Here is a 23,290-nt window from a genome sequence, read left to right on the forward strand (position 1 = left end):
GGATCATCGTGAGCGGATACGACATCTTCGCCTGGATCGTGCTTGTCATCCTGCTGGCGAGCGCGGTCGGCGTATTCTGCATTGCCGGCTCGCTACCGGGACATATTGCGAAGACCCGCGGTCATCCATGGGCGCAGGCCGTTATGGTGGCTGGCTGGATCACGCTGATCTGCGGATTCGCGTTGTGGCCGCTCGCGCTCATCTGGGCCTATGTCGATGTGCCGGCGCCACGCAAGACGGGGAACGCGTGATGGGCGTCGCGATCGTTAACACCTATCTCGTGCTGCTGTTCCTGCTCGTACATTTCAAGATCGTGCCGTTCAACCTGTTCTGGAAGCTGTCGCCATTCTTCGTATTTTTGCTAACAATGTTCGGGCTGCTGATCCCGATGAATTGGGGGGCACCTCAAGGTTCAGCCCTCGTGGTGCGCAACGCCGTGTCGATCGTTCCTGACGTGGCCGGCGAAGTGGTGGAGGTACCTGTCGCAGCCAATGTGCCGCTGAAAACCGGTGACGTGTTGTTCAGGATCGATCCGACCCCTTTTGACGCGCAGGTGCAGGTCATCAATGCACAATTGAAGCTGGCGTCGACGCGCCTGTCGCAGATGACGACACTATATGAGCGCGACGCTGGCCGCGGCTTCGATGTCGAGCAGCGGCAATCCGAGGTCGATCAGCTCAAGGGCCAGCTGCAGGCCGCGCAGTGGAATCTCGACAAGACGGTGGTGAAGGCGCCAGCAGATGGCTACGTCACGAACCTTGCGCTGCGCAAGGGCGCGAGGGTTGCTAACTTGCCGTTGTCACCGGTCATGGCGTTCATCGATACGTCCGACGCGATAATCGGTGTTGAGATCAACCAAATCGACGCGCGCTACATCTTGCCGGGCCAGGAGATCGAGGCGACCTTCAAGTTTGCGCCGGGGCGAATCTATTCCGGCAGAGTTGAAGGCGTGCTCGAGGCGGTCGCAACGGGCCAGGTACAGACCTCGGGTACCGCCGTCCTACCGAAGGCGATCGAGGCCGTGCCCTTCGTCGTGCGGATCAGGCTGGATGATCAAGAAGTCACGCGTCGGTTGCCCGCAGGCGCGAGTGGCACGGTCGCGATCTACACCGATCACCTGAAGCCGACTCACGTCGTGCGCCGCGTGCTTCTGCGCCAAGTCGCGATTCTCAACTACGTCAACCCGTTCTGAAGTGCATTTGAGCAGACACAAGGAAACAGCCAAGATGCTCCCTCATCTCAAGACAATTGGTGCAGGCGGGCTTTGTGCGCTCACCTTGCTTCTAGCTCCACACTCCGCGTGCGCGGATGAAGGCGGCATCAGCTTCTGGCTGCCCGGTAATTTCGGCAGCCTTGCCGCGGTGCCGGGCACGCCGGGCTGGTCCTGGGCGACGGTCTATTACCACACCGAGGTCTCTTCCGCTGCCGGAGCGCGCTTCCCGCGCGGTGGGCGGCTCGATGTTGGCGTCGGCGGGCAGGGCGATCTCGCGTTCTTCGGCCCCACCTACACATTCGCGGTGCCGGGTCTCGGTGCAGTCGGCTCAGTCAGCGTGCTCGGCATCGGCGGTCGCAACAATGCCTCCGTTGCCGCGTCGCTGACCGGGCCGCTCGGCAATACGATCAACCTGTCGCGCTCCGAGGCGCTAGCTGACATTGGCGACGTCATTCCACAGGTCACGCTGAAGTGGAACAAGGGCGTCAACAACATCATGATCTACGGTATGGGCGACATTCCGGTCGGCGCCTACGATCCGAAGCGCCTCGCCAATCTTGGCATTGGCCATGGTGCAATGGATTTCGGTGGCGGATACACTTATTTCAATCCGCAGACCGGCAACGAATTGTCCGGAGTCGTCGGTTTTACCTATAATTTCAAGAATCCCGATACGCAATATCAGAGCGGCGTCGACTTCCATTTTGACTGGGGCGCGTCGCACTTCGTCACGCCGAATGTGCAACTAGTAGCTCGTCACAGTGATTTTGACTCTTTGGGTATGCCTGGATAGGCGCGCCCCAGTTTGGTGCGAGCTTTGTCCGTTGTGAACATCCAGTTGATACGGGCGCGAGTTTTGTTTCGCTGCCGCTCCCATGCTGCGATCTCGTTTCTAAGGCGTTTTGGATCGTCGATCCGGCGGCCGAGACACTGCCCTTGGAGCACGCCGATCTCGATCTCGACCATATTGAGCCAACTGGCGTGTTTCGGGGTGTAGTGGAACTCGAGGCGGCGCAGGATGCGGCGGGCCTCGGCGGGGGCAAAGGCCTGGTAGAGGGCGCCGGGGGCATGGATCGACAGATTGTCCTGCACGACACGGATGCAGGCGGCCTTGGGGTAATGGACATCGACGAGTTCGCGCATGCAGTGAGCATAATCCACGGCGGTGCGCCGTTCGGTGACTTTGACGTTACGCCAGGCCCGATGCGGATCGAGGGCGACAAAGAGATTGACGGTGCCGTTGCGGCGGTACTCGTAATCGTAACGCTCGCGCTTTCCCGGCTCGGGTGGGATCGGCTGGCGCACTTCGCCGATGAGCTGGACGGGGGTTTCGTCGAAGCAGACCAGCGGCCGCTCGGGATCAGGCGCTTCAGCGTAGAGATCGAGCACATCTTCCATGCGGGCGACGTATTCGCCATCGACATGGGGAATGCACCACATGTCCCTGCGCCACGGCTTGAGGTCATTATCGGCCAGCCGGCGGCGCACGGTCTCGCCCGACAGGCTGTCATGATCGGTGAGCTTGACCATCACGTCGGCCAGCAGCGCCAGCGTCCAGCGCCTCCGGCCAGCGGGCGGCTTGGCGCATGCGGTCGCCACCAGCAGGGCTTCCTCCTTGCCGGTCAGCTTGCGCTCCGCACCGGGACGCGGCTCCTCACTCAAGGCCCGATCGAGATTGCCTTCCACCAAGCGGCGTTTGGTCCGATAGACGGTGGAGGCGCTTACTCTGACGGTCCGGACAATCTCCTCGTCGCGGCTGCCGATGTCGGCCGCCAGCAAAATCTGGGCCCGCTTGAGTTTGCGAGCGGCATGCTTGCCGCCGCTCAGCATCGCCGTCAGTTCCTCTCGCTCGGCTTGGCTCAATTCAACCCGGTACCGTACATTCATCGTTCGCCTCCCTGTCGGAGGCTCCGGACGAATCGATCCATGAGTCAAAAATCAGGCGCACGCTTTACCGAGAAGCAGGGCCATTATCTGGCTTTCATCTATACCTACTCGCACATGTTCGGACGGCCCCCCGCCGAAGCCGACATGCAGCGTCACTTCGGTGTTAGCCCGCCCTCAGTCCATCAGATGATCGTCACGCTCGAACGTAACGGCCTCATTCGCCGTCGAGCCGATATCCCCAGAAGCATCGAAATCCTCGTGCCGCCAGAGAACTTGCCGATCCTAAGCTGGCTCGGTATCAAACCGTCAAAATCACTGTGACGAGCCACTAGGCCTAGTCGGGTACGTGATGCAGCAGATTTCCGACGATACCGGCCCGGGCGCGACGCTGGGTGGCTTCCGCTCGCGCATCGCCGGCGTTGGGCCCCAGGTCGGGTTCATGTTCCCGGTCGGGGATATGCAGGGCTATCTCAACATAAAGGGCTATAAGGAATTTGCCGCCGAGAACCGCCCTGAAGGCTGGAACACCTGGGTCACATTTGCGATCTCTCCGGCGCCTCCAGAACCCGGAACGGCGAAACCGATCGTGCGGAAATACTAGTGAGGCTGTGAAAGCCAGGATGAGCGACGCACGCGGAACCAGCCGGGGACCGATCCGGATCGGTTTCCGCACCTCGATCGTCACGGTGTTCATCGCCGTGGTTCTGGTGATGGGACTGACGCTGGTCTATCTCAGCTTCAAGCGCGTATCGTCGATCACGGAGACTGCGGCGAGCACCTTCATCGACAAGGTGGCGCAGCTCGGCGCCGACCGTATCGACTCTCAGTTCAAGGGTGTTCGCGACTCACTCGCGATTCTCGCCGGTCTACCGCCGATCCAGGAGGCCGACATCGCTGACAATACCCGGCTGTACAGCCTGATGGCGTCTATGCTGCGCAACAATCCGCAGCTCTTTAGTCTTTATGTTGGTATGAGGACGGCTCCTTCCTGGAAATGGACGTGATCGACCGTGCCAAGCCCGGCTTTCGCAAGAGCCTGAATGTCGATGAAGACGCGGTCTACCGCGTCGTGATCATTTCCCACACCGGCTCAGCTACCGCACCGCCAGTCACGCAATTCCTTTCGGAGAATCTGATTCAGGTCGCGGAGATTGCCGGGCCGGCATCTTACGACCCGCGCCGGCGGCCTTGGTATGTGGAGGCCTTTAAAGATGACAAGACGCTGTTGACGGGACCTTACGTGTTCTACGCCACCGGCGCGCCCGGCTACACGTTCCGCACGCCGCTTAAGGAAGGCCGCCGCGGCGTCGTTGCGGCCGACCTTCTGCTCAATCGCCTGGAGGACATGCTGGATCAACAGCGGCTCGGCAAATCAGGACTGGCTTTCCTGTTCAACGATGATGACGAGATCGTCGGCCATCCCGAGATGAGCCGTCTGATGGACGAAATGCCTGAACGGGGCGAAGAGCTGCCGAAGGTCTCAACCATCAAGCTCGCCGGTCTATCGGAGGCGATCGACGCCTGGCGCACGCACGATGCTGCACAGCAATTCTTCACGGATCAGAACGGCCGGACCGTGGTCGCGGCGCTCCACCGCATTGAAACCGCCGGATCCGCCAACATACGCCTTGCGGTGATTGCTCCACTCGACGAGTTCTTCGCCAAGATCATCTCCGAGCGGCGCGCCTTGTTCGCGATCGCGCTCGGCTTCGTCCTCACGATGCTGCCCTTTGCTTTCTGGCTCGGCTCGCTGCTGGCGCGGTCACTCCGCGAGCTGGCGCAGCAGACCGACCAAATACAGCGGTTCCAGCTCGCCGACCAGCCGCAGATTCAGTCGATGATCGGCGAGATCGACGAGCTCGGTCGTTCGGTCTCCACAATGCGCTCGGTCGTGCGCAATTTCTCGAGCTTCATTCCGCGGCCCATCGTCCGGCAGCTCATCGAATCCGGCGCCTCGCTGAAGCTCGGAGGTGCAAGGCGCGAGGTCACCGTTGTGTTCACCGACGTCGCCGACTTCACGGCAAAGACGGAGAAGGCGGACCCTTCGCAGGTCATGATCTTCACCTCGCGCTACTTCGCTGCGATGTCGGAAGCGATCATGAGCCACCACGGCACTATCGACAAGTTCATCGGCGATGCGGTTATGGCATTTTGGAACGCGCCGGCCGACGATCCGGATCACGTTAGCCACGCCTGCGAGGCCGTGCTCGACTGTCTGGACCGCAATAAGGAACTGAACCTGGCGTTCCATAACGAGGGATGGCCGACTTACGCCACGCGCTTCGGCCTACATGTCGGCGACGCCGTGGTCGGCAACGTTGGCTCCGCAGACCGCATGAACTACACTGCGCTTGGCGCCACATCAATCTTGCCTCGAGGCTTGAGGGTCTCAACAAGAACTACGGCACCCAGGTTTTGGTGAGCGAAGCAGTGAAACTCCGCGCCGAGCCGCGCTTTGTGTTCCGCCGCGTCGATGAGATCAGGCCGAAGGGCTTTGCCGAGGCTGTCATCATCTTTGAGCTCCGTGGTGAGCGCGAGGCGTCGGAAGTATCATTTTGTCAGCGCTGGGACACCGTTTATGCATCGATCCGGGGTGAGCAGCCTGCTGCCGCTTTGCGCGAGATTTCCAACTTTCTGACGGAATACCCCGGCGATGAGGTTGCGCAATACCATGTCGAGTGTTGCGGGCTATCACGTAACAGCAGCGGCCGCTCGACCTGTCTGGACATTGAGATAATGGTTGGCTCACGCCCAAGGCCGCAAATGATCGATCGACGTCGACTTCTGAACCATGCTGCTGGCATTGCGCTGGGTGCCGCAGGTTTCGCAGCACCTGCGATCGCACAGAAGCGAGCAAAGCTGCGCCTCGGTTATCTCCATGTCGTGGCTGTCGACGGCCAGATCATGACCGGCATCGATCGTGGTTCATTCGACAAGCAGGGTATCGACTTTGACTTGATTGAGTTCAATACCGGTCTTGATGTCGTTCAAGCAATGGCCGCCGGCCGGCTAGACGTGCTCTCCTCGGGCGCTGTGATCTCAAGTTTGCTGCCTCTCGGCGGCTACACTGCCTTTCTGGTCAATGACGTCGAAATCGCGACCGCTCAGCTCTGGGTACGGCCGGATAAGGGCGTGAAGACATTTGATGACCTGCGGGGCAAGCGCATTGCAACCACCACTAAGACCACGGCTCACATCTTTCTCGACAGAGCATTGAGAGCCAACAGTCTCGGTTCTGCCGACGTCGAGATATTGAATAGCAGCATGTCCGCGGCGGTCGATGCGTTCATCGCGGGCGAGGTGCCGGCGGTCGCACTCTGGGTACCGTTCAACATTGCAGTGCGGGAGAAGCTGCCACAGGCGATCAAGCTGGTGGACGCGTCGGCCTTCTATCCACAGTCCGCTGTAGTCGGCGGCTGGGTCGCGCGACAGGACTATTATGATGCGAACAAGGATGTATTCGCGCGCGTCATCCGCGGTTGGGCCGATGCCAATGACTACATGGTCCGCAACGCTAAGGCAGCAGGTGAAGCGCTGCAGAAGAATCACTATCCGAATGCGACGATGGTCGACATCACCGAAGCACTGAAGGCGCAGCGGATGTTTTCCTCGCGGGAGTGGAAGCGGCTCTATGCTGACGGCACGGTCACAAAATGGCTGCAACAGGTGAGTGATTTCTTCCTTGCCGAGGCCGCGGTCGCCGGCGCAAGACCCGCGACCGAATATTTCGATCCGAGCCTTTATTTGGCCACGATCTAGACTAGGCCCAAGCTTCACGAGTAACGCTACGATTGCTTACTCCTGCAAAGCTTAGACGGCCCCACAATTTCGGTCTGGCACGCACATCGCGCTGCGAAATAAAGAGAATCTGGCACACGATTCGAACGAGTGACCTTTGCCTTCGGAGAGCAACGCTCCTTGAGCCCGTTAGGGCTCTCGCTTGACACCGCTTCGGTAGCTTCCGAAAAGAGCTATCGGACGCGATTGTTTCGGCGGTGATTGATTGAAAGCTAGAAAAGAGTGACGGGCATTTGAAAGGTAATTTGGCTTTCCTGACTGATGGGCGATCTTTCACTGATAAGCTTTCATACAAAACCCTATCAGTCGTCGGTTGTGCTGCAGGGTATTCGCGGCAACTGCTTTCACGAACTTCGCACTCATAAAGCACACTAGAATCATAGGTTTGCTAGTGTCCTTATCGAATCCGAAGTTCGCTCCGAAGGTGCGGCAAATGATGCGAACTTTGGATTCGGGACACTAGCTAAGAGGGACGCGTCAACGACGGGGTTCCGCGAACTGTGCCAATGTGAAGGCCAAAAGGGGCGGCTGCTGACACGCAGAGTGATCGCTGGTCCTTGCACGGGCGGCCGCTAGGCGCCGCCCGGCGCGAGACCTGTTCAGTAACAAGGAGGATAGGGATGATAGCCGCAATAGGGCCGGGCGTAGGCGGCTCCGACGGCGGCAGCTCCGATAGCAGCAGCACCGGCATACATTGCGCCCCGGTATGCCGTGCGCCGCGTGACGCCCGCAAAGGAAAGCGGTGTAAAGGGCGGCCGATGATATCGATGAAGATCGAGGCTGCGCCGTCCGCGCCGGTGAGATCGCGCTCGAGTGTCTGAACGGTGAAGATCAGCTTGTCCCCGTCCAGCTTCGGATTCTTCAGGACGACGACAGCGTCCTTGACGGAGCCGTCCTTGCTGTTGAAAGCGAAACGGTCGCGTGCGGAGGATCGCTGGCAAAGCTGTCCTTGCCCGCGCCCCACTCCGCAATGATATCAGCCGTGAGCTGATGGCCCGCGGCGCGCACAGGTCGGTCAGCGAATATGATCGAGTTCGGCATGATCCCTGTGAGGACAAGGCTATCGCCCTGCAACGTTGCGCCCCGCGAATTGAGAACGATGAGCGATGGCACAATTTGGGCTTGTGCAGCAGAAGGCGTGCCGATCGTCTTCAGGTCTCCGTGCGTAGCACGCGGTCCCGGTGTCGAGCACCAATGTCGCCGCCAGCAATGCCATGCAAATCTGCAGGCCTTCTTGTTACGCATCTCGTTCTCCTTACGATCGGCCGGAAGCGTCCGGCAGGTTGGTCGGTGCGGACCCTAGACAGCGCAAAACTGGCCGCCTGTGCAAAATCGGCAGAAATGGAGGGCGGTCCAGTTACGACGTTTTCAGCATGGCCCGGCGCGCATTGAGCTGACGGCCCGACATGCGTCAGGTGTTGGGATGTTCTTGCAGATAGCTTTCGCGCGGTTTCGCAAGTAACGCCGTCTTCAAAAAGTAACTGAGGTCCAAGCTTCTGATGTCGCAAACCGCGTCGGATCAACGCGACAGAAAGGCCTGACGACGGGTTCGGCTGTCCGATTTTGCATAGCCTCGTCGGCTCTCACATGCTCCTCTACGAAAACAGAACGCGGTCAGGACCAAGCGCCGGCCGGCGATTAACTAGTCTTTGCGAGATGATCGGGAAGCGAATGCGTGCACCAATTCTGGCCGTCCTCTGCGTTCTCTGCGCATGGTCCGGCTCTGTGTCCTCCGCAGGCGCCCAACAGGCATCGTGGACCCAGATCGGCATGCTGGCTTGCAAGCTCGACCCTAGCGTCGGGTTTGTCATATTTGGCCATCAATCGATGTCATGTCGCTTTACACAGAACCCGCCATTGCCGACTCAACTCTATGAAGGCGCCCTCAATACCGTCGGAATCGATATCGGCGTTTCAGCCGGCGGCGCACTCGCCTGGGCGGTCCTTGCCCCGACGGCAGGCCCTCCGCCCGGTGCCCTCGCCGGCGAATATGTCGGGGCGTCAGGCGACATCGGCCTCGGTTTAGGCGCCGGCGTCAACGTTCTTGTCGGTGGCTCGGGGCGGTCATTTGCGTTGCAGCCCGTTTCGGTAGAGGGCTCGGTAGCCGTCAATGTGACCCTCGGCCTTTCCGGGCTCCAACTGCGTCCGATCTATTGACGCGCCGCCGTCCGACCGCCGCTCGTGCAGACCCGAATTGCTCGACATTGACGAGCACGCGTGAGGCACTTTTCATAGCGAGCTTGCGCCTGCGCCTACGGCGGTCTTCATTTCTCCCGAAATTCGCGTGGCGCAGCGCCTGAAATACGGCGAAATGCACGCGGAAAATGCGTCGGATCGGCATAGCCGGAAGAAAACGCGATTTCGATGATCTTGGCGTCCGTCTCACATAGCAGCTTGGCGGTATTCTCAAAACGGATCAATTCGAGCAAGCTTAATATGTCAGGCCAGCGTTCGAGAGTTTGCGTTGAAAACTCCTGACGCTTGCGCCGGCCATCTCGGCGATTTTCGCGACCGCCGGGATTCCCTCATCCAGGTAAGAAGGCAACATCAGTGCACGGACAAGCTCGTCGCCGAACGGCTGGGGCTCGTCCTCGGAGAAATTCAGCGCCGTATCGCGTGTCAGGCTGGGTAGGTCGAGATGCGCCACGGGCACATCAATCCAGGAGGCTTCCTGGCAAGACAGAAAGCGCGTATTCGGCCAGAATGCCTGAGCCTCCGAGCCTGGCGCATAATTTGCCTCGAAGGCCATCGTTAAGGGAGTCCACTTGATCCGGCTAACTGTCGAACGATATGGACGACAAAGACGTTCTGCAGCCATTGTGAGTGTTCAAGATGGAGCATGCCGGCAGTCCCGCCCAGCTTGCTGAAAATTCTTACACGATCATCGCGGCGCTCCAGCCACATGTACAGGTTCGTGTCTTCGAGCGATGCCCATTTGCACACTTGCTGCAGGGCGACGTACAGCGTCGGAGAGTAGCTGATGATGGTTCGCAGCTTATCGCTCCGGTGGCAGAACTGCAGCCGCCGCGAAGCGGGAAAGCCAATATCCGTGATGCCCTGCGATCTCTGCGCGGCTTGTGCAAACAATATGGCAGGCAATATCGGAACATAATGATCGGCTTTTTCTTGCAGCGCTGTCGGGAGACTAAATTTCGACAGGAGCGTCGCAGTGGGAGCTCCCAGCTCGTTATGAATGTCTGCAAACGGAATCACGAATTGGCAGCGGGTTAGGGGAATTCCGCTCATGTTGCTCGTCTCCTGCCTGCGGCGTTCATTTTAACGGTCGTACTTTGTCGTCGCGGCACTATGAGGCGCGATCTCGAAATTTGCTCGCCGGGTGCATTGGGTGTCGCGTCGCAGCGGTGCATGCGAGGCTGGGACGTGTGCAATTGATCTTAATTCCAGAATTGCAATTTAGGCGGCTCATGGCCAGACGGGCCTACCAATTCGATCACATTATAAGAAGATCGTAAGCAGCGGTTTGAGTAAGGAGATCACGCTTGCAATCTTTCATGACGTGCACATGAAACCCGTCTCTTCGCCATCCCGACACTCTGTCCGCGCGGCGATTTCGGTGCTGCTGCGTCAGGATGACGCATCTGTGCAGTGCACTGCGCGCCAACTGGGCGTGAGCGTGCGCTCATTGCAGCGACACCTCGCTGGTATGGGGACAAGTTACAGCGAATTGGTCACCGAAGTCCGCCTCGATACGGCCTGCCGCCTCCTTGCGGAATCCAACGAGCGCATTTCGGACATCGCCTTACGTCTTGGCTACACCGGAGCGAGCAGTTTCAGCCGAAGCTTTGCGCGTTTGATGAAAATGCCGCCGATTGCATATCGGCAGCAGCAGGCCGCCAAAGGGAATGGCAAGGCCCGCGCCAGCAAAAGTTAGCGCATGGGCGGCTTGCACTGAGTGGACGCGGAAGGCGCGAAAACGCAAGGCCGCGACGCAGGTAGCGGCCCCGCATCGCCCCGCGAACGAGCGTCGCGCTAGCATATTACCAGTATTCGAGCTGTGTTTTTTCGGCGGCAAGGCGGCCCGGAAGACCATGCATCAATGATTGGCGCGAAATGGCAAGACGCTTCGCGCTGAAAGACGCGAGATGCAGATGTAAAGCCAGACGTTGAGGTCAATTATTATGTACTGCGCCGCTCCTATTGCCATTGCCGATCTGATCTGCACATCCGCGCGAAGCGGTCAGTCAGGGGGCCATGCAAACGGGTTGCGTGCCCATATTCGGGGTAGCTTCCTCACTTCATCGGCTTTTTGGATGCAATCGAAAGGCACCGACCAATGATTGGCGGTGCCAGCGATCGATATCGCGTTCTTGTCGCGCGGGCCGAGGCCATCGCTGCGGGGAACGTTGAAGAAATGCCTCGCATCCCCGCGATATGCCACCGGCTCTCAGTGAGCCAGCGTACTCTACGAAAAGCGTTCAGGAGCGTTTACGGCCAGTCGCCGTGCCGTCGAATTCGTGTGCTCCGACTGAATCAGGCGAGGCAGGCACTTCTCGCGGTGGACGGCGAGACAGCAAAGGTGACGGAAATTGCGATCTGCTTCGGCTTTTTCGAGCTTGGACGGTTTTCGGTTGAGTATCGCAAGCTGTTCGGCGAGAGCCCTTCGCAGACGCTTCGAGCGGCGGGCCGGGACAGCGATATGTCGCACGGTGGCAGAGCTGGACTGCGCAACGCCAGGATCGATTACCAGAATCCTTTGTCGAGGGCTTTCAGCGCGGGCGTGATGGACGCGACTCAGGATCGTGATGTCGAAAGCGTATAGCTGCAGCGGGCTAGCCGAGACGAGGCGAGCCCGCAGGGAAAACCAACCGGAAGGGCGCCGTGTCGATGGACCTGACGAAGGCCTGGTATGTTTCGTTCGAGGTGCCGAAAAGGATGCGCAAGACATCCACGCAACGACAGCCGAGACAGAGTGAGAGCTTTCCGACAGAACTCGACGCCCAGAGGTTTGCCCGCCAGAAGTTCGAGCAAGGATACATCGTGACCGCGGGCACCATCAACCCCTGCACACCGCGACGGGCGATACCTTCGGCGGTCATTCACCATTGGCTTGCGGAAACGTCCGAACCGCCGTTGGGCGAACCGGCCTTATTCGAGGACACCAAGGAGCCGGATCTGCCGTAGGAGCCTGCCGCGATACGGTGCGCCCGTGCATTGGCAGAATTTGCATAGACCGTTCCGACGAATTGCCGATATCGTTTCAACGATCTTTTCCCGGAATGTGCCGGGTTCACCGGATGGCGCATAGTGGGCGATGACCGAGATAGTGCCTGTCGCTCCCTCGATCGATCAGCTTGGCCGCATCACTGCTGTCAGACATCGCCGATAAGGACCCCGTTCGAGGAGAGTGTTTTGCAGGTTACGGGGAGGGTTGGAGCGCTGAACGCGCGCAATTGCGTTGGTTTCCCGGGATTGGTGCTGGCCGTCTTGATTTGCCTCTCCAGCGGAATTGCCCGTGCTGGAGATGAAGACGATGATTCTGCGAACGGGGTGTCGAGCGTGCCGAACGTCTACCTGGACATGAGAACCACCTACGCGAGGGTGCCCGCCGGTGCGCTGGCGGTCGGCTTCGGCAATTCGTCCTTGCTCGCGGCGTTGCAATCCGCTGCCATCTCGAACGCCGGCAGCCTGGCTGCGATTGCGGGCGGTGCGGCGATGCCGGGCGCCCAGAGCGTCGTGGTCGATCTTCCCATGACGATCGACGTGAACGATAATGTCTCGCTCTATGCCGGCGTATCAGCCAGCTCGACCAGCACTCCGATGACCGGCTGGTCGTCCGTGGCGCTTACGAGCTGGAATCTTGGATTTCAGGCCGATCTCTACAATCAGAACGGCGGCTCGATTCCGACCCTGAGTTGGCAATCGACCATTACCCAGGCGATTCCGAATGGACCGTTTGCTACCACGAGTTTTGCAAATGTTTTCGAGTTCGACTATGCGTTCGACCAGGACGAGACTCGTGGGTTGCTCGCGGGTGTGCAGGACACACGGGTTGTCATCGGCAGTCAACTCGCGACCATCCATTCCGATATCATGGGCTATGTCGGCGGTTACTACCAATGGCCGAACAATTGGAAGCTTACGAGCCGCGCGGGCGTGCAGGTTTTCGGCGGCGCCGAGCTCTTGGGCCGCGCGTCGGTCTCCTCCTTTACCCAGCCGATCGTGCGACTGGACCTTGACCGGATGGACGACAATGACAACCGACTGTTTGGCGTGACCGCGCAGATCATGTGGGTACCAAAGCCTGCTTACCAGATCACGCTCAGGACGCCGCTCTATTTCGCACGCAACTAGGGCTTCCGGGTCAGCATGACGGAGTTTCGGCAAGGTTGAACCAGGCCAGGAGCGCCCGGTCATCGCTCGACACCACCGGATTGTCAGAATTTGCATATTCGTCAGCCTGCTCGCCTGACACCGAGAGACCATTGGCGCTCAACACCGACTGCGCGCCGATGCTTTCGCTGCGGCAACTTGGCCACAGTCGGGAAAACAGAACGCGCGCGTCAGATTCTGCATAGTGGGTTGCGCGCATTCGATGCGATCACCGCTACACGATTTCTTCAATCAATCAGGTGCGGCAATGAATAAGATTGGAAAGTTTGGGGTTGCGATCGCGGCCTCGCTGATGATGGGTGGTTATGCGGCCGCGGCGGATTTGCCGGCGGCGCCCGCCTACAAGGCGCAGGCTCCGGTTGCCGCCGTCTACAACTGGACGGGATTCTATGTCGGCGGCAACGCCGGGTACGGCTGGGGCAACCAGGACCCGATGGTGCTGTTCGCCAACAGGTTCGATCGAGCCGGTTTTGACATCAGTGGCGGCATGATCGGCGGCACGTTTGGTGGGCAGATTCAGCAGGGATACGTCGTGCTCGGCCTGGAAGGTGACATCGACTGGGCCAACATCAGCGGGTCCTCCGTCGTAACGCCGAGCATTCTCGGCATCGGACAGGGCGTCACGCTGAACACCTCGTCAAACATCAGCGCGCTGGCGACGGTGAGGGCCCGGGTCGGTATCGCCATGAACAACGTCCTGATCTACGCCACCGGCGGCGGAGCCTTCGTCAAGTCGACCGCCAGCGCATCAACCATCGCCGGCGTGCCCTGCGGCACGGTTGGCGTCTTGCCGGATTGCTCAGCCTCGTCCTGGCGTCCGGGCATCTCCGCGGGTTTCGGCGTGGAATACGGCTTTACACCGAACTGGTCCGTGAAGGCCGAGTATCTCTACACGAAAGTCGTCGGCACCGGAGTCAGCACGGATGAATTGAATGTCGTGCGTGGCGGCATCAACTACCGGTTCTGAACAAGGGACATCGATCACATATTCGGTCCCGTTCGACGGACGATGCGCCGCCTCGAACGTCCGATAGGACTGTCTTGATCCTGATCGTGCATCCGAGCCGATGCTTTTCAGCTCGGATGCCAGTCGCGCGCGAAGGCGCCCGGCCTCTGAAAGTCGTCTGAGATCTTTCTACATCCGATTCATCACAATGGGATCCCCAATGCGTTCGAGACTGCTGCTTTCCGTAGCTCTGCTGGTTGCCACAATGGTGTCTGCCAGGGCCCAGACCCCGCTGTCGGCCTATGTCGACGCGAATGGATTCATCGATGTTCAGAAGCTGACCTGCGCGCAACTCGCCGGGACCTACCAGGAGGACGCCGATGCGCTGACGGCCTGGTACAGCGGCTGGTACAACGGCCTTGCCAAGAAGCATTTCCTCGACCTGCGCAAGGGCAAGCTCGTGGAGCACGAAGTCATCGTCTACTGCAAGGCACATCCCGAAAAGCTCATCATCGACGCTATTGCCGTCGTGTTCAAGGCGGAGCGGGAGATGATGGGAATCCAGATGAAGTAGATTGTCAGAGGGCGGATCGGTCGCACGTTGCCGACCGATCCGCTGTGCGCAGTGTTACTAAGAGCGGCATCGCCTGTTCTATTTTTCTCTTGAATTGCCGCTCAGACGGGCGGGATATTTTGAATTGAATGATTTCGGGCAATACACCGACGCCGTTAGAGGCGCGAGGGTGACATTTCTGAAATCCGCTCCGTCCTCTCACGATTGGGGCGTGAAGTCTCTCGCATTGAATCGCACGATCCTTCAGTTTGGCACCGACGGCGGCCCCGGGATTGCGCATGGCGTCACCGACCCGAATTTTACGACGTTGATCGTCCAGTCCTCCAACTTCGACGATCGCGTCGTGCTCGATGGTGTGCCATGCCAGGCCTCTGACCTGGTCATTTTCCCTCCGAACTGTCACTTCACCTTTGTCCGTTCCGGTCATGTCGAATGGGTGGCGTTGTCGCTGCCCAATGAGGAGAGCATCGCGAGGAACATGCTCCCTGCGGCCACAACTCAGGCTTCGCCGAAGACCGCCAAGCATCTCGTCCGGTTGCCAGAGCCGATCAAATCGAAGCTGATCGAGGTGTCGAGGCAGGCTCTGCGTTCCTTCTCCGATTCTGCCTTCGCTGACCGGCCTATGATGGCGCGGGAGGCAGAGGACGCCCTGATGGATCAGCTGGCTTGCATCCGGGATAATCGCCTGAGCCAAAGCTTCCTGCCCAACAAGTACACCCTCTCGTACGAGCGAATCGTTCTGGAGGCGCTTGAGTTCGTTGGGACCAGGTCGGAAAGCATCGTCCATATCAAGGACATCGTGAAAGCGACCAAGGTGGAATACCGCACCTTGCTGCGTGCTTTCGAGCGCTATCTCGGCTTCTCGCCAAAGCTCTATCTGAGGCTTCGGCAGCTAAACCTGGTTTATCACGAGATCAGTCGCGACAACGGTGCATCGGTCGGAGTCGTCGATATCCTGTCGGCACACGGCGTCACCGAGTTCGGCAGATTTGCCGGCCACTACCGGTCGCTGTTCGGCGAGTTGCCATCCGAGACATATCGCCGGTCTCGCGCATTGAGGTCTGGCAACGTGCCGTGACCTCGAAGTGGGGTTTTGGTGCAACACCGCTAAGAATTGGTCGGCGGTGACAGTTTCTGCATACCGACTGAGACAAGGTCGATGGCAAGTGGCTCATGTGTTTTCCACGTTCAATGAGGCTTGCAGGCGATGAAGAAAATCAGTTTACTTACCGCAGCGGCGGTGATGTCCGTTGCGTTCACGGGTATTGCAAAGGCCGCCGATCTTCCGCAGCGGCCGGCGTACAAGGCGGCGCCGATCGCCGCGCCCATGATGTACAACTGGTCCGGCTTCTATCTCGGTATCAACGGTGGATATGGCTGGAGCAACCAGTGCATCGATATCACCGCAATCAATGGAATTGGCGGCGTCTTCGCGGAAGGCTGCAATAGCAAGGGCGGCGGCATCATCGGTGGCCAGCTTGGCTATCGTTGGCAGGCCGGACAATTGGTGTACGGTCTGGAAGCGCAGGGCGACTGGGCCAACATCCGCAACACGCGCATCAGTGCGCAGGACCCGACACGTACTTACAAGTCGACCCTCGCCGGCCTGGGCCTCTTCACGGCTCAACTGGGCTACGCGGCCAACGAGGCCTTGTTCTACGTCAAGGGCGGCGGCGCAGTTGGCAGCCAGGACTTTGCCATCATCGACAATGTGAGCGGCACGGGCCTCGCCTTCGCGAACCGGACCCGCTGGGGTGGCGTCGTGGGTGTCGGCTTCGAGTACGGCTTCTCTCCGAATTGGACGGCCGGCATCGAGTACGACTATCTGTGGCGGGTAAACGAGAGCAACACGTTCCTGACGCCGTCACTCGGGCGCATCACGTCGATCACCGCCAACACCAAGACGGACGCGAGTCTGCTGGCGCTCCGCCTCAACTATAAGTTCGGTTACTAGTGAAGAAAGGAGGTCGTCCAATTCGGCCGGCCTCCATTCTTGTTTCATCATGCCTGGGTCCAGGTAATCCACTATTCCGGAGTTGATCATGCTGTCGAATACGATGCGTGCGATTGCTTTTCTCGGTGCTTTGGCGGCCACAAACATGGTCTTGGCGCAAGACACGGCGTCCCATGCGCCGCTGAAGACGATCGGGGCCAACAAACCCCAGGTCGTTCCATCACTGATCGTCTTCAACTCCAGGGGCGCGAACGTGCAGCCCGGCAAGCTGGTCCTCACTGGCGTCGCGCCAAATGCGATCATATTTGCGGATCGGCCGGTTCGCTCGGCCGGTCACGATCTGACCAGCCATATCGTCGAAGACTGGGGAACCGGCAGCGACAATTTTGCAAAGAATCCGCCCAACGCCACAGTGTCCGTATTCCAGAAGGACGGCAGCACCGTGCGCGATGTCGTTGTCACACTGAAGAATCCCAAGCTCGAAGGTGATAACCTTGCCTTCGATGTCGATATTCTCGAAGGTGACATCAAGGGCGCCGACGGTCCTGCCTCTGTCTTCATCGACATCATCGGCCTTCCGTTTACGCCGCTTTCATTCGCGGGCGTTGCGCGACGCACGGCCTATCGAGGTGCGTATTATGCCGGAGCCGCTGCGGCGGCTGGCGCTGCGGCTGCCTACGCGTACCCGTATTACTATCGGCCGCCGGTTTGCGGATACTATCCCTATCCCCCGTGCTACTAGCGGGACCGCGCGGAGTTTGGCCTGGCGTCCTTGCGCCAGGCCAGCCTCTGGCTGATGCGCCTTGTGTACCATTTGCGTCCAGCCGGCACTGGACGATGATTCTCTCGACTCGAGGAAGCGCCGGCCCGTCCAGAAACGAGCCGATTTCGAGTCTTGGCGCTACAACGCGAAAGAGCCCGGCTGAGCCGGCCGCTTGCTACGGATTGGGCTTGTGATGACTGAGGTCATGCAGTGAAAGGCGGGCCTCGCGCACCAGATCTACAAGCGAGAGCGTGAAGAAGCTGAGAGCGACAACAAAGAGCAGTGCAACGCCGTACTCATGCTGGAATCGAAAGAAGGTACACACGAACGCCAGGATCACCAGCAGCGAGGTGACGATTGCGCTGACCGTCGCGAGAACGATTGCCTTGTTCAGAAGCACAGCGCGACGCCTGAGATGTGGGATATCAGGGTGCGTTCCGGAACGGTCGTCGTCGGCCGTAGCGTGCAATGCCTGTAGCCTGTCGACGACGCGATTCATGCGCCCTATCAAAAGCGACACGAAGGCCGCAACTGCGCCAAGGAGAAATGCGGGCGCCGCTACTTGCGAAATGACCTGCGACAGGTGCGCGGCGGTCGGTGTGTCGATCAGCATGGCTACTTTTCTCCGCGACCGGTACCTGCGCCGCCGCCTACATTGGAGTCAGGGCGAGCGCTCGCAACGAAAGCTTAGCGCATCGTTGGTCACGGGGAGCTTTTTACAACGATGTGAGATCGTTTGCTCAAGATAATCGCTGCGTAGCGTGACGGGCAAGGGGACGCCGCGAAGCGTCCCCTTGCCCGTCGCTTAAACTTACGTCGCTTTTTTGGCCGCCGGGATCGACCAAGTGCCGTCGAGGATCGACGGGTCGTCCTCGTTCGGCCAATACATGCGCAGCATCAGGATGAACTTGCCGGTCGGTGCAGGCAACCAGTTCGACTCCTTGTCGGCCCCCGGGGATTGATTCTGGATGTACAGGTCCGTTGAGCCGTCCGGATTGACCTTGAGGTTCTGTCGCGGGCTGATCGAGTACCGATTGATCGGGTTGGAGACGAAAAAGTAGTTGGCATCGTACATGGTAACGGACCAGAAGCCGCTCACCGGCGGCAATTGGCCCTTTGGAAAACGCATGACGTATTTGTTCGAGCCGTGATAGTCGCTACCGTCCGCATCCTTTAGCGAAAGCGGATAAACCGCGTCTCTGTTGCGGTTCGCGCCGAGCCCGATCGCGGTGACCAGCGCACGGTTGAGATAGTCGGTCCCGTAGACGCCGGTCTTGGTGTCGTAGATCCATCCGTTGACCTTCTTGATGGCGTCGTTGACTTTGAGCTGGAGCATGATGCGATCGAAAGCGGCGCGGGGAATGCGCTTGACGAAATCCGCGTCCAGCTTGCTGGCATCGAAGTCCTGGCCCGGGACAAGACCGATCTTGGCGAACCGCGCGAGTTCGGGCGTGTCAGCAGAAGAGGGAGGGTTCACTTTCATCAGCTGGGCGAGCAGGCTGAAGTATTCAGCCGCATCCATGCGGTTGACCTGTTCGCGCACGGCCGTCTTCATGTCGATGGACGGATCGACCTTGCCCGAGGGCGGCGTGTAGTCCTTTCCGTAGGAACTCAGCGGCACCAGCTTGAACTGGTCCTGCAAGGCGTGGACGGCTGCGTAGTCTTCCGGAGTGCCCGTGCAGTAGATCCGGCCGAGCAACCAGACTATGTTGGTTGGGGCCTTCAATTCCTTGACGCCGGACGGAAGCGTGCCGCTCCAGCCGGGACCCGTGATTGCATAGGTCTGCGCCCCGGTGCCGGTTGTGCGTTTTCCGGGCACGGCGAACACATTGGTCCAGCCGTCGAGCATCGGCAGCAGGAAATACCGGTCCTTCATGTCGGGAACGCTCAACACCCATGGCTCCTTGCCGACGTCGAAAAATGCAGTGGTGTAGAGCGTATCGGCGTTCGGTGCTGTCACATCGCGAAACGAGGCATCCGGATACTGACGCAGCTTGATGATTTGACCCATGGGGGCACGCGTGCCCTCCGCTTTGACGACGTTGGTGAAGACCCGGCGGGTCATCTCGATTGTGACAAGTGGATAACCGAACACATAGGCGTCGGTGGCGAGCCAAAAATCTTCCGCCCCTTCAACGATATCAAATACTGGGCCTTCGTGCGCTCGGAGGATCGACGGGGTCAGTGCAGTGGAAGCGGCGGCAAGTCCGGTCTTCAGCGCAAAACGGCGGGTGATGTCCATCGTTGTTTCCTGGGATTGGTTTCGTTCAAGGCGGCTTTTTGGCAGCGTTGCGGCGCTCCATCTCGTGCCGCGCAAGGCAGGCTAGCCCGTACTTCCCAGCATCGGCTATGCAGTTTCTGACCTTGATCGGGGGCCCATCCGACCAATCGCTTGGCGAGCCGGGGATCCGAGCGGGCGCATGCCGAAGTCGAAGACCCCGCGCTGGCAATAACTGAGCGCGATTTCAGACCATTGCTTCGCGCGGGGCTGGAGATTGCCGAATTTGCATAGTGGGTGGCCGCTTTTTCGTTAGGTTGGCGAGCGGACGAAAAGACGCTTGGCGTGTCAGGCCCGTCCACCACGGAAACGGAGTAGGTTGATGCAAAAGCGATCGAGCCCGAACATGCTGACGAAGCGCGATTTGCTGAGATCTGCCGCGCTGGCAGGCGTCGCCGCTGCTGGCGCCCAATCAAGCCAGGCTTGGGCACAGTGGTCGGAACGTCCGGGATTCTTCAAGGCCAAGGACATCGCAGAGGCCGGCTTCATCTATGGTCTGCCGATGGTGATGGCCTACGGCGTCATGAACGAGTACGCTGTCGACAAGTCGTCGGGCCAGTACAAGGCGCCGTTCAATACACTGTTCAACGAGGCGCGCGTCTTCACATACGAAGATACCGCCGTGATCACCCCCAACAGCGACACGCCGTATTCGTTCGCTTGGCTGGACCTGCGGGCCGAACCGCTTGTCTTTTCGGTGCCGGCGATCGACCCCAAGCGCTACTATTCGCTGCAGTTGAACGACCTCAACACGTATAATTTCGGCTATGTCGGGACGCGCGCCACCGGCAGCGATGCCGGAAGCTATATGATCGTCGGCCCGCGATGGACCGGCGTGACACCGGCCGGCATCAAGAAGGTATTCCGGTCGACCACCGATTTTTGCCTGGGGCTCTTACGCACGCAGCTGTTCGACCCGGCCGATATCGAGGCCGTCAAGAAGATTCAGGCCGGCTACAAGGCGCAGCCGCTTTCCAGCTTCCTGAATCAGCCGGCGCCTTCTTTCCCCAAATTCGAGAAGGACCTCGTCCGCACCGAGTTCTTCGAATACCTTGATTTCGCGCTTCAATTCGCGCCGGCGCTGCCGGAAGATCGCTGGATCCGCGAGCAGCTGGCGCGGATCGGCGTGGGGCCAGGGAAGAGCTTCGATTTCCGCAGCCTGTCGCTGGAAGACAAGGCGGAGATCCTGCTTGGCATGAAGGAGGGCGAGCGCAAGGTCAGCGAGGCCGTTGCGACCCTCGGCAAGGACATCAACGGCTGGCGCGTCGGCGCGCCGTTCGGCGATGCCGCATTCTTCCATGGCGACTGGCTTATGCGCGCGGCAGCCGCGAAGGCCGGCATCTATGGCAGCGACGCGGTGGAGGCCATGTATCCTTTGGGCAAAGTGGATGTCGATGGCAAAGAACTCGACTGCTCGAAGTCGAGCTACACGCTTACCTTCCCGGCGGAGCAGCTGCCGCCGGTCAACGCCTTCTGGTCGGTGACGATGTATGACGGCAAGACGCAGCTTTTGGTGAAGAACCCGATCAACCGCTACCTGATCAACTCGCCGATGCTGCCGCACATGAAGTGCGGTTCCGACGGCTCGCTGACGATCTACGTCCAGAACAAGTCTCCGGGAGCCGACAAGGAGGCAAACTGGCTGCCGGCGCCGGATGGCCCGATCTATGTGGTGATGCGACTGTACTGGCCGAAAACCACGCCGCCATCGATTCTGCCAGCTGGTGAAGGGACGTGGAAGCCTCCCGGCTTCAAGCGCGCGTCCTAGAGATCGAATTTTTATCGGCCGGATGCGCGGCGACAGAGTCGCAATTGCACGCATCCGGCCGGCACGGGCATGGCACCGCCCTTGTGAGTGTTCAATCCCGGTGCACGACAGATGCAGGAGATCATCGTGCTCATCATCCTGACGCTCTATTTGGTCCTGGTCTGGCTCGTCTTCTCGAGGCTCAAGCTGGTCCGATGGGGCTGGGCGTCCGGCACCGTCACCGTGCTGCTTGGCGCGTTCATCCTCGCGGTATTCCTCGCGATGTTCAACTACCTGACCCCGTCGGGAAGCTTAGTCGTGATTTCCCGCGTCATGGAGGTCGCGCCCAATGTCTCCGGCGAGGTGATCGAAATCCCGGTCAAGCCAAACGAACCGGTGAAGGCCGGCGCGGTGCTGTTTCGCATTGATCCGGCACCGTTCCAGTACAAGGTCAACCAGCTCGAGGCATCGCTCGCCCAGGCACGCCAGCAGGTCAAGCAACTGAAGGCCAGTTACGAGCAGGCGACGGCGAATGTCGATGGACTGACCAAGCAGCTCGCCTTTCACACCCAGCGGCTTTCCGATTACCGCAAGCTCGTCAGCGAGGAGGCGCAGACCGCGTTTCGTCTGCAGGACGTCCAGGTGCAATACGACACGGTCGAGTTTCAGCTTCAGGCGGCCAAGGCCGCACAGCTGAGCGCACAATTGGCGATGGAGTCGGAAATCGGCGGCGTCAACACAACCGTCGCACAGATCCAGGCCCAGCTCGACCATGCGAAGTGGGAGCTCGAGCAGACGACGATCCGCGCCATCGGCGACGGTGTCGTTACGATCATGGCGCTGTCGGTCGGCGACCGCGCCATGCCGGCGCGCTCGGTGATGTCGTTCATCGTCGCAAACGATATCGTCATCACCGGCATGTTCCCGCCGAACGGATTCCGGACCATCAAGCCCGGCGCGCGGGTCAAGCTCGTCTTCGACGACGACCCTGGCCGCATCCACGAAGCGACGGTCATGGCTATCCCCCAAGGCGTGGGGCAGGGCCAGATCGCGGTCTCAGGTACGCTGGCGCGGGTCGGCTCGATCGGAGGCGCGAAGGCTTATCCGGCTGCTATTTCGATCCCGAAGACCATCGACCGTAGCCAACTCCGGCTCGGAATGCCGGGCACCGCCACCGTGTTCGCGGACAACGCCGGCGTCATCGGCCTGTTGATGTCGATCCTGGTCTGGATCGGTTCGTATACGGCATATTTATAGCCGCCTTCCATTTCACTCTCGGCTCCAATTGGTAGCTCATCCAGATATCTCCGGAGAAAAAATGGGTTTTCGATCTGCAGGCAGTATTGCAGCCCTCGTTTCGGTCACTCTTCTTGTCCAGTTGTGCTCGGGTGCTCGCGGTTACGCCCAGCAATCAACTGGTCAATTGTTGATCTCATCGGGATTCAGCCCTGTCGCTGCGACCACGCCGGAGCTGTTGAATCGGCTGATGTTGTTCCCGTCCAATCAATTTCAGCTGCGGCAGAGGAGCGGACGTTCCTACTACGTTTACGCGGATCCCTCCGGATGTACCTGTGCGTATGTCGGCAGCGTGGCCGCTATGGACAAATATCGCGCCAGTTATGGTGCATTGCCGGCAACTACGCTCTCGGCAGGCGGCTTTACGAATCCCGAAGAGAACCTGATCAACAGCATGGAAAACGATGACGCTTCGGCGCAGTTCAACGATGACGTATTTGGTCCGGACTTTTAGGTTTGCCTGATGTGCGTTCGAGCATGAGG

General features: G+C 59.7%; 28 protein-coding genes and 1 pseudogene. 21 read left to right on the forward strand and 8 right to left on the reverse strand.

Annotation, left to right across the window (positions count from 1 at the left end; translation table 11 throughout):
- Positions 1–8: 8 nt before the first annotated feature.
- The 3 genes from ACVMDN_RS12360 to ACVMDN_RS12370 are packed head-to-tail and all read left to right on the forward strand — an operon-like array spanning position 9 to position 2,006.
- Positions 9–251, forward strand: coding sequence for a DUF3302 domain-containing protein (locus tag ACVMDN_RS12360; protein WP_141342454.1), 243 nt, complete (start codon positions 9–11; stop codon positions 249–251).
- Positions 251–1,192 carry an HlyD family secretion protein gene (locus tag ACVMDN_RS12365; protein WP_141342455.1) on the forward strand — a complete coding sequence of 314 codons (942 nt, stop codon included), beginning with the start codon at positions 251–253 and terminating at the stop codon, positions 1,190–1,192. Before ACVMDN_RS12360 ends, ACVMDN_RS12365 begins: the two co-directional genes overlap by 1 nt.
- A 34-nt stretch (positions 1,193–1,226) precedes the next feature.
- Entirely contained in the window at positions 1,227–2,006 is a 780-nt protein-coding gene (locus ACVMDN_RS12370; protein WP_456835188.1) for a SphA family protein, read from the forward strand.
- Here ACVMDN_RS12370 and ACVMDN_RS12375 read toward each other — a convergent pair.
- Complete coding sequence (locus ACVMDN_RS12375) at positions 1,970–3,100, reverse strand: IS630 family transposase (RefSeq protein WP_076829362.1); 1,131 nt, start codon at positions 3,098–3,100, stop codon at positions 1,970–1,972. The two genes, ACVMDN_RS12370 and ACVMDN_RS12375, sit on opposite strands and share 37 nt — an antisense overlap.
- A 39-nt stretch (positions 3,101–3,139) precedes the next feature.
- On the opposite strand from ACVMDN_RS12375, the gene ACVMDN_RS12380 reads away from it, so the two are divergent.
- The 5 genes and pseudogenes from ACVMDN_RS12380 (at position 3,140) to ACVMDN_RS12400 (ending at position 6,859) form a co-directional block, all read left to right on the forward strand.
- A complete protein-coding gene (locus ACVMDN_RS12380) occupies positions 3,140–3,421 on the forward strand; it encodes a LexA family protein (RefSeq protein WP_076829365.1) in 282 nt (93 codons plus the stop codon).
- Positions 3,422–3,428: 7 nt separating this feature from the next.
- Positions 3,429–3,701: pseudogene (locus tag ACVMDN_RS12385) on the forward strand (transporter); the annotation flags it as partial.
- Positions 3,702–3,720: 19 nt separating this feature from the next.
- Entirely contained in the window at positions 3,721–4,104 is a 384-nt protein-coding gene (locus ACVMDN_RS12390; RefSeq protein WP_310884883.1) for a hypothetical protein, read from the forward strand.
- Complete coding sequence (locus ACVMDN_RS12395) at positions 4,101–5,522, forward strand: adenylate/guanylate cyclase domain-containing protein (RefSeq protein ID WP_310884882.1); 1,422 nt, start codon at positions 4,101–4,103, stop codon at positions 5,520–5,522. The genes ACVMDN_RS12390 and ACVMDN_RS12395 overlap by 4 nt, the downstream gene beginning before the upstream one ends.
- A gap of 8 nt (positions 5,523–5,530) precedes the next feature.
- On the forward strand, positions 5,531–6,859 hold the full coding sequence (locus tag ACVMDN_RS12400; RefSeq protein ID WP_310884881.1) for an ABC transporter substrate-binding protein: 1,329 nt from the start codon (positions 5,531–5,533) through the stop codon (positions 6,857–6,859).
- Positions 6,860–7,759: 900 nt separating this feature from the next.
- Here ACVMDN_RS12400 and ACVMDN_RS12405 read toward each other — a convergent pair.
- Positions 7,760–8,143, reverse strand: a complete 384-nt coding sequence (locus ACVMDN_RS12405) for a hypothetical protein (protein ID WP_310884831.1) — start codon at positions 8,141–8,143, stop codon at positions 7,760–7,762.
- A gap of 426 nt (positions 8,144–8,569) precedes the next feature.
- Between ACVMDN_RS12405 and ACVMDN_RS12410 the strand changes: the two genes are divergently transcribed.
- On the forward strand, positions 8,570–9,055 hold the full coding sequence (locus ACVMDN_RS12410) for a DUF992 domain-containing protein (RefSeq protein ID WP_256527889.1): 486 nt from the start codon (positions 8,570–8,572) through the stop codon (positions 9,053–9,055).
- 107 nt (positions 9,056–9,162) lie between these two features.
- Here the strand turns inward: ACVMDN_RS12410 and ACVMDN_RS12415 are convergent, their stop codons facing one another.
- The 3 genes from ACVMDN_RS12415 to ACVMDN_RS12425 are packed head-to-tail and all read right to left on the reverse strand — an operon-like array spanning position 9,163 to position 10,144.
- Positions 9,163–9,327, reverse strand: coding sequence for a helix-turn-helix domain-containing protein (locus tag ACVMDN_RS12415; RefSeq protein ID WP_310884830.1), 165 nt, complete (start codon positions 9,325–9,327; stop codon positions 9,163–9,165).
- A 2-nt stretch (positions 9,328–9,329) separates the two neighbouring features.
- On the reverse strand, positions 9,330–9,647 hold the full coding sequence (locus tag ACVMDN_RS12420; protein WP_310884829.1) for a hypothetical protein: 318 nt from the start codon (positions 9,645–9,647) through the stop codon (positions 9,330–9,332).
- Between the two features lie 2 nt (positions 9,648–9,649).
- Positions 9,650–10,144, reverse strand: a complete 495-nt coding sequence (locus ACVMDN_RS12425; RefSeq protein ID WP_310884828.1) for a hypothetical protein — start codon at positions 10,142–10,144, stop codon at positions 9,650–9,652.
- A 235-nt stretch (positions 10,145–10,379) separates the two neighbouring features.
- On the opposite strand from ACVMDN_RS12425, the gene ACVMDN_RS12430 reads away from it, so the two are divergent.
- The 4 genes from ACVMDN_RS12430 to ACVMDN_RS12445 all read left to right on the forward strand — a co-directional run bounded on the left by ACVMDN_RS12430 (position 10,380) and on the right by ACVMDN_RS12445 (position 13,210).
- Positions 10,380–10,790: a helix-turn-helix domain-containing protein gene (locus ACVMDN_RS12430; RefSeq protein WP_233475606.1), complete on the forward strand. Its 411-nt coding sequence runs from the start codon at positions 10,380–10,382 to the stop codon at positions 10,788–10,790.
- A 402-nt stretch (positions 10,791–11,192) separates the two neighbouring features.
- Positions 11,193–11,678 (forward strand): helix-turn-helix domain-containing protein, encoded by a 486-nt coding sequence (locus ACVMDN_RS12435; RefSeq protein ID WP_057017169.1) that lies wholly within the window; start codon positions 11,193–11,195, stop codon positions 11,676–11,678.
- Positions 11,679–11,743: 65 nt separating this feature from the next.
- Positions 11,744–12,040: a hypothetical protein gene (locus tag ACVMDN_RS12440; RefSeq protein WP_210254771.1), complete on the forward strand. Its 297-nt coding sequence runs from the start codon at positions 11,744–11,746 to the stop codon at positions 12,038–12,040.
- 228 nt (positions 12,041–12,268) lie between these two features.
- A complete protein-coding gene (locus tag ACVMDN_RS12445; protein WP_456835187.1) occupies positions 12,269–13,210 on the forward strand; it encodes a hypothetical protein in 942 nt (313 codons plus the stop codon).
- A 10-nt stretch (positions 13,211–13,220) separates the two neighbouring features.
- Here ACVMDN_RS12445 and ACVMDN_RS12450 read toward each other — a convergent pair whose 3' ends face one another.
- Positions 13,221–13,448, reverse strand: a complete 228-nt coding sequence (locus tag ACVMDN_RS12450; protein WP_141340145.1) for a hypothetical protein — start codon at positions 13,446–13,448, stop codon at positions 13,221–13,223.
- Positions 13,449–13,496: 48 nt separating this feature from the next.
- On the opposite strand from ACVMDN_RS12450, the gene ACVMDN_RS12455 reads away from it, so the two are divergent.
- From ACVMDN_RS12455 to ACVMDN_RS12475, 5 genes are all read left to right on the forward strand, one after another.
- Complete coding sequence (locus ACVMDN_RS12455) at positions 13,497–14,216, forward strand: outer membrane protein (RefSeq protein ID WP_057017172.1); 720 nt, start codon at positions 13,497–13,499, stop codon at positions 14,214–14,216.
- A 199-nt stretch (positions 14,217–14,415) separates the two neighbouring features.
- Positions 14,416–14,769, forward strand: a complete 354-nt coding sequence (locus ACVMDN_RS12460; protein ID WP_076826357.1) for an HdeA/HdeB family chaperone — start codon at positions 14,416–14,418, stop codon at positions 14,767–14,769.
- A gap of 211 nt (positions 14,770–14,980) precedes the next feature.
- Entirely contained in the window at positions 14,981–15,847 is an 867-nt protein-coding gene (locus ACVMDN_RS12465) for a helix-turn-helix domain-containing protein (protein WP_456835186.1), read from the forward strand.
- 129 nt (positions 15,848–15,976) lie between these two features.
- On the forward strand, positions 15,977–16,723 hold the full coding sequence (locus ACVMDN_RS12470; protein ID WP_076826360.1) for an outer membrane protein: 747 nt from the start codon (positions 15,977–15,979) through the stop codon (positions 16,721–16,723).
- Positions 16,724–16,811: 88 nt separating this feature from the next.
- Positions 16,812–17,465, forward strand: a complete 654-nt coding sequence (locus tag ACVMDN_RS12475) for a hypothetical protein (protein ID WP_375162619.1) — start codon at positions 16,812–16,814, stop codon at positions 17,463–17,465.
- Positions 17,466–17,661: 196 nt separating this feature from the next.
- On the opposite strand, the gene ACVMDN_RS12480 is transcribed toward ACVMDN_RS12475, so the two are convergent.
- Positions 17,662–18,099, reverse strand: coding sequence for a DUF2721 domain-containing protein (locus ACVMDN_RS12480; protein WP_076826362.1), 438 nt, complete (start codon positions 18,097–18,099; stop codon positions 17,662–17,664).
- Positions 18,100–18,297: 198 nt separating this feature from the next.
- The gene (locus tag ACVMDN_RS12485) at positions 18,298–19,728 is read right to left on the reverse strand and encodes a DUF1254 domain-containing protein (protein ID WP_141340142.1); all 1,431 of its coding nucleotides are present in this window, start codon (positions 19,726–19,728) and stop codon (positions 18,298–18,300) included.
- Between the two features lie 382 nt (positions 19,729–20,110).
- Here ACVMDN_RS12485 and ACVMDN_RS12490 point away from each other — a divergent pair, with 382 nt between their 5' ends.
- From ACVMDN_RS12490 to ACVMDN_RS12500, 3 genes are all read left to right on the forward strand, one after another.
- On the forward strand, positions 20,111–21,532 hold the full coding sequence (locus tag ACVMDN_RS12490) for a DUF1254 domain-containing protein (protein WP_310885958.1): 1,422 nt from the start codon (positions 20,111–20,113) through the stop codon (positions 21,530–21,532).
- A 111-nt stretch (positions 21,533–21,643) separates the two neighbouring features.
- Positions 21,644–22,768: an HlyD family secretion protein gene (locus tag ACVMDN_RS12495; protein WP_229189067.1), complete on the forward strand. Its 1,125-nt coding sequence runs from the start codon at positions 21,644–21,646 to the stop codon at positions 22,766–22,768.
- A 61-nt stretch (positions 22,769–22,829) separates the two neighbouring features.
- Positions 22,830–23,261, forward strand: coding sequence for a hypothetical protein (locus ACVMDN_RS12500; RefSeq protein WP_141340141.1), 432 nt, complete (start codon positions 22,830–22,832; stop codon positions 23,259–23,261).
- The last annotated feature ends 29 nt before the right edge of the window (positions 23,262–23,290 follow it).

The sequence above is a fragment of the Bradyrhizobium sp. USDA 4510 genome (assembly GCF_054059095.1).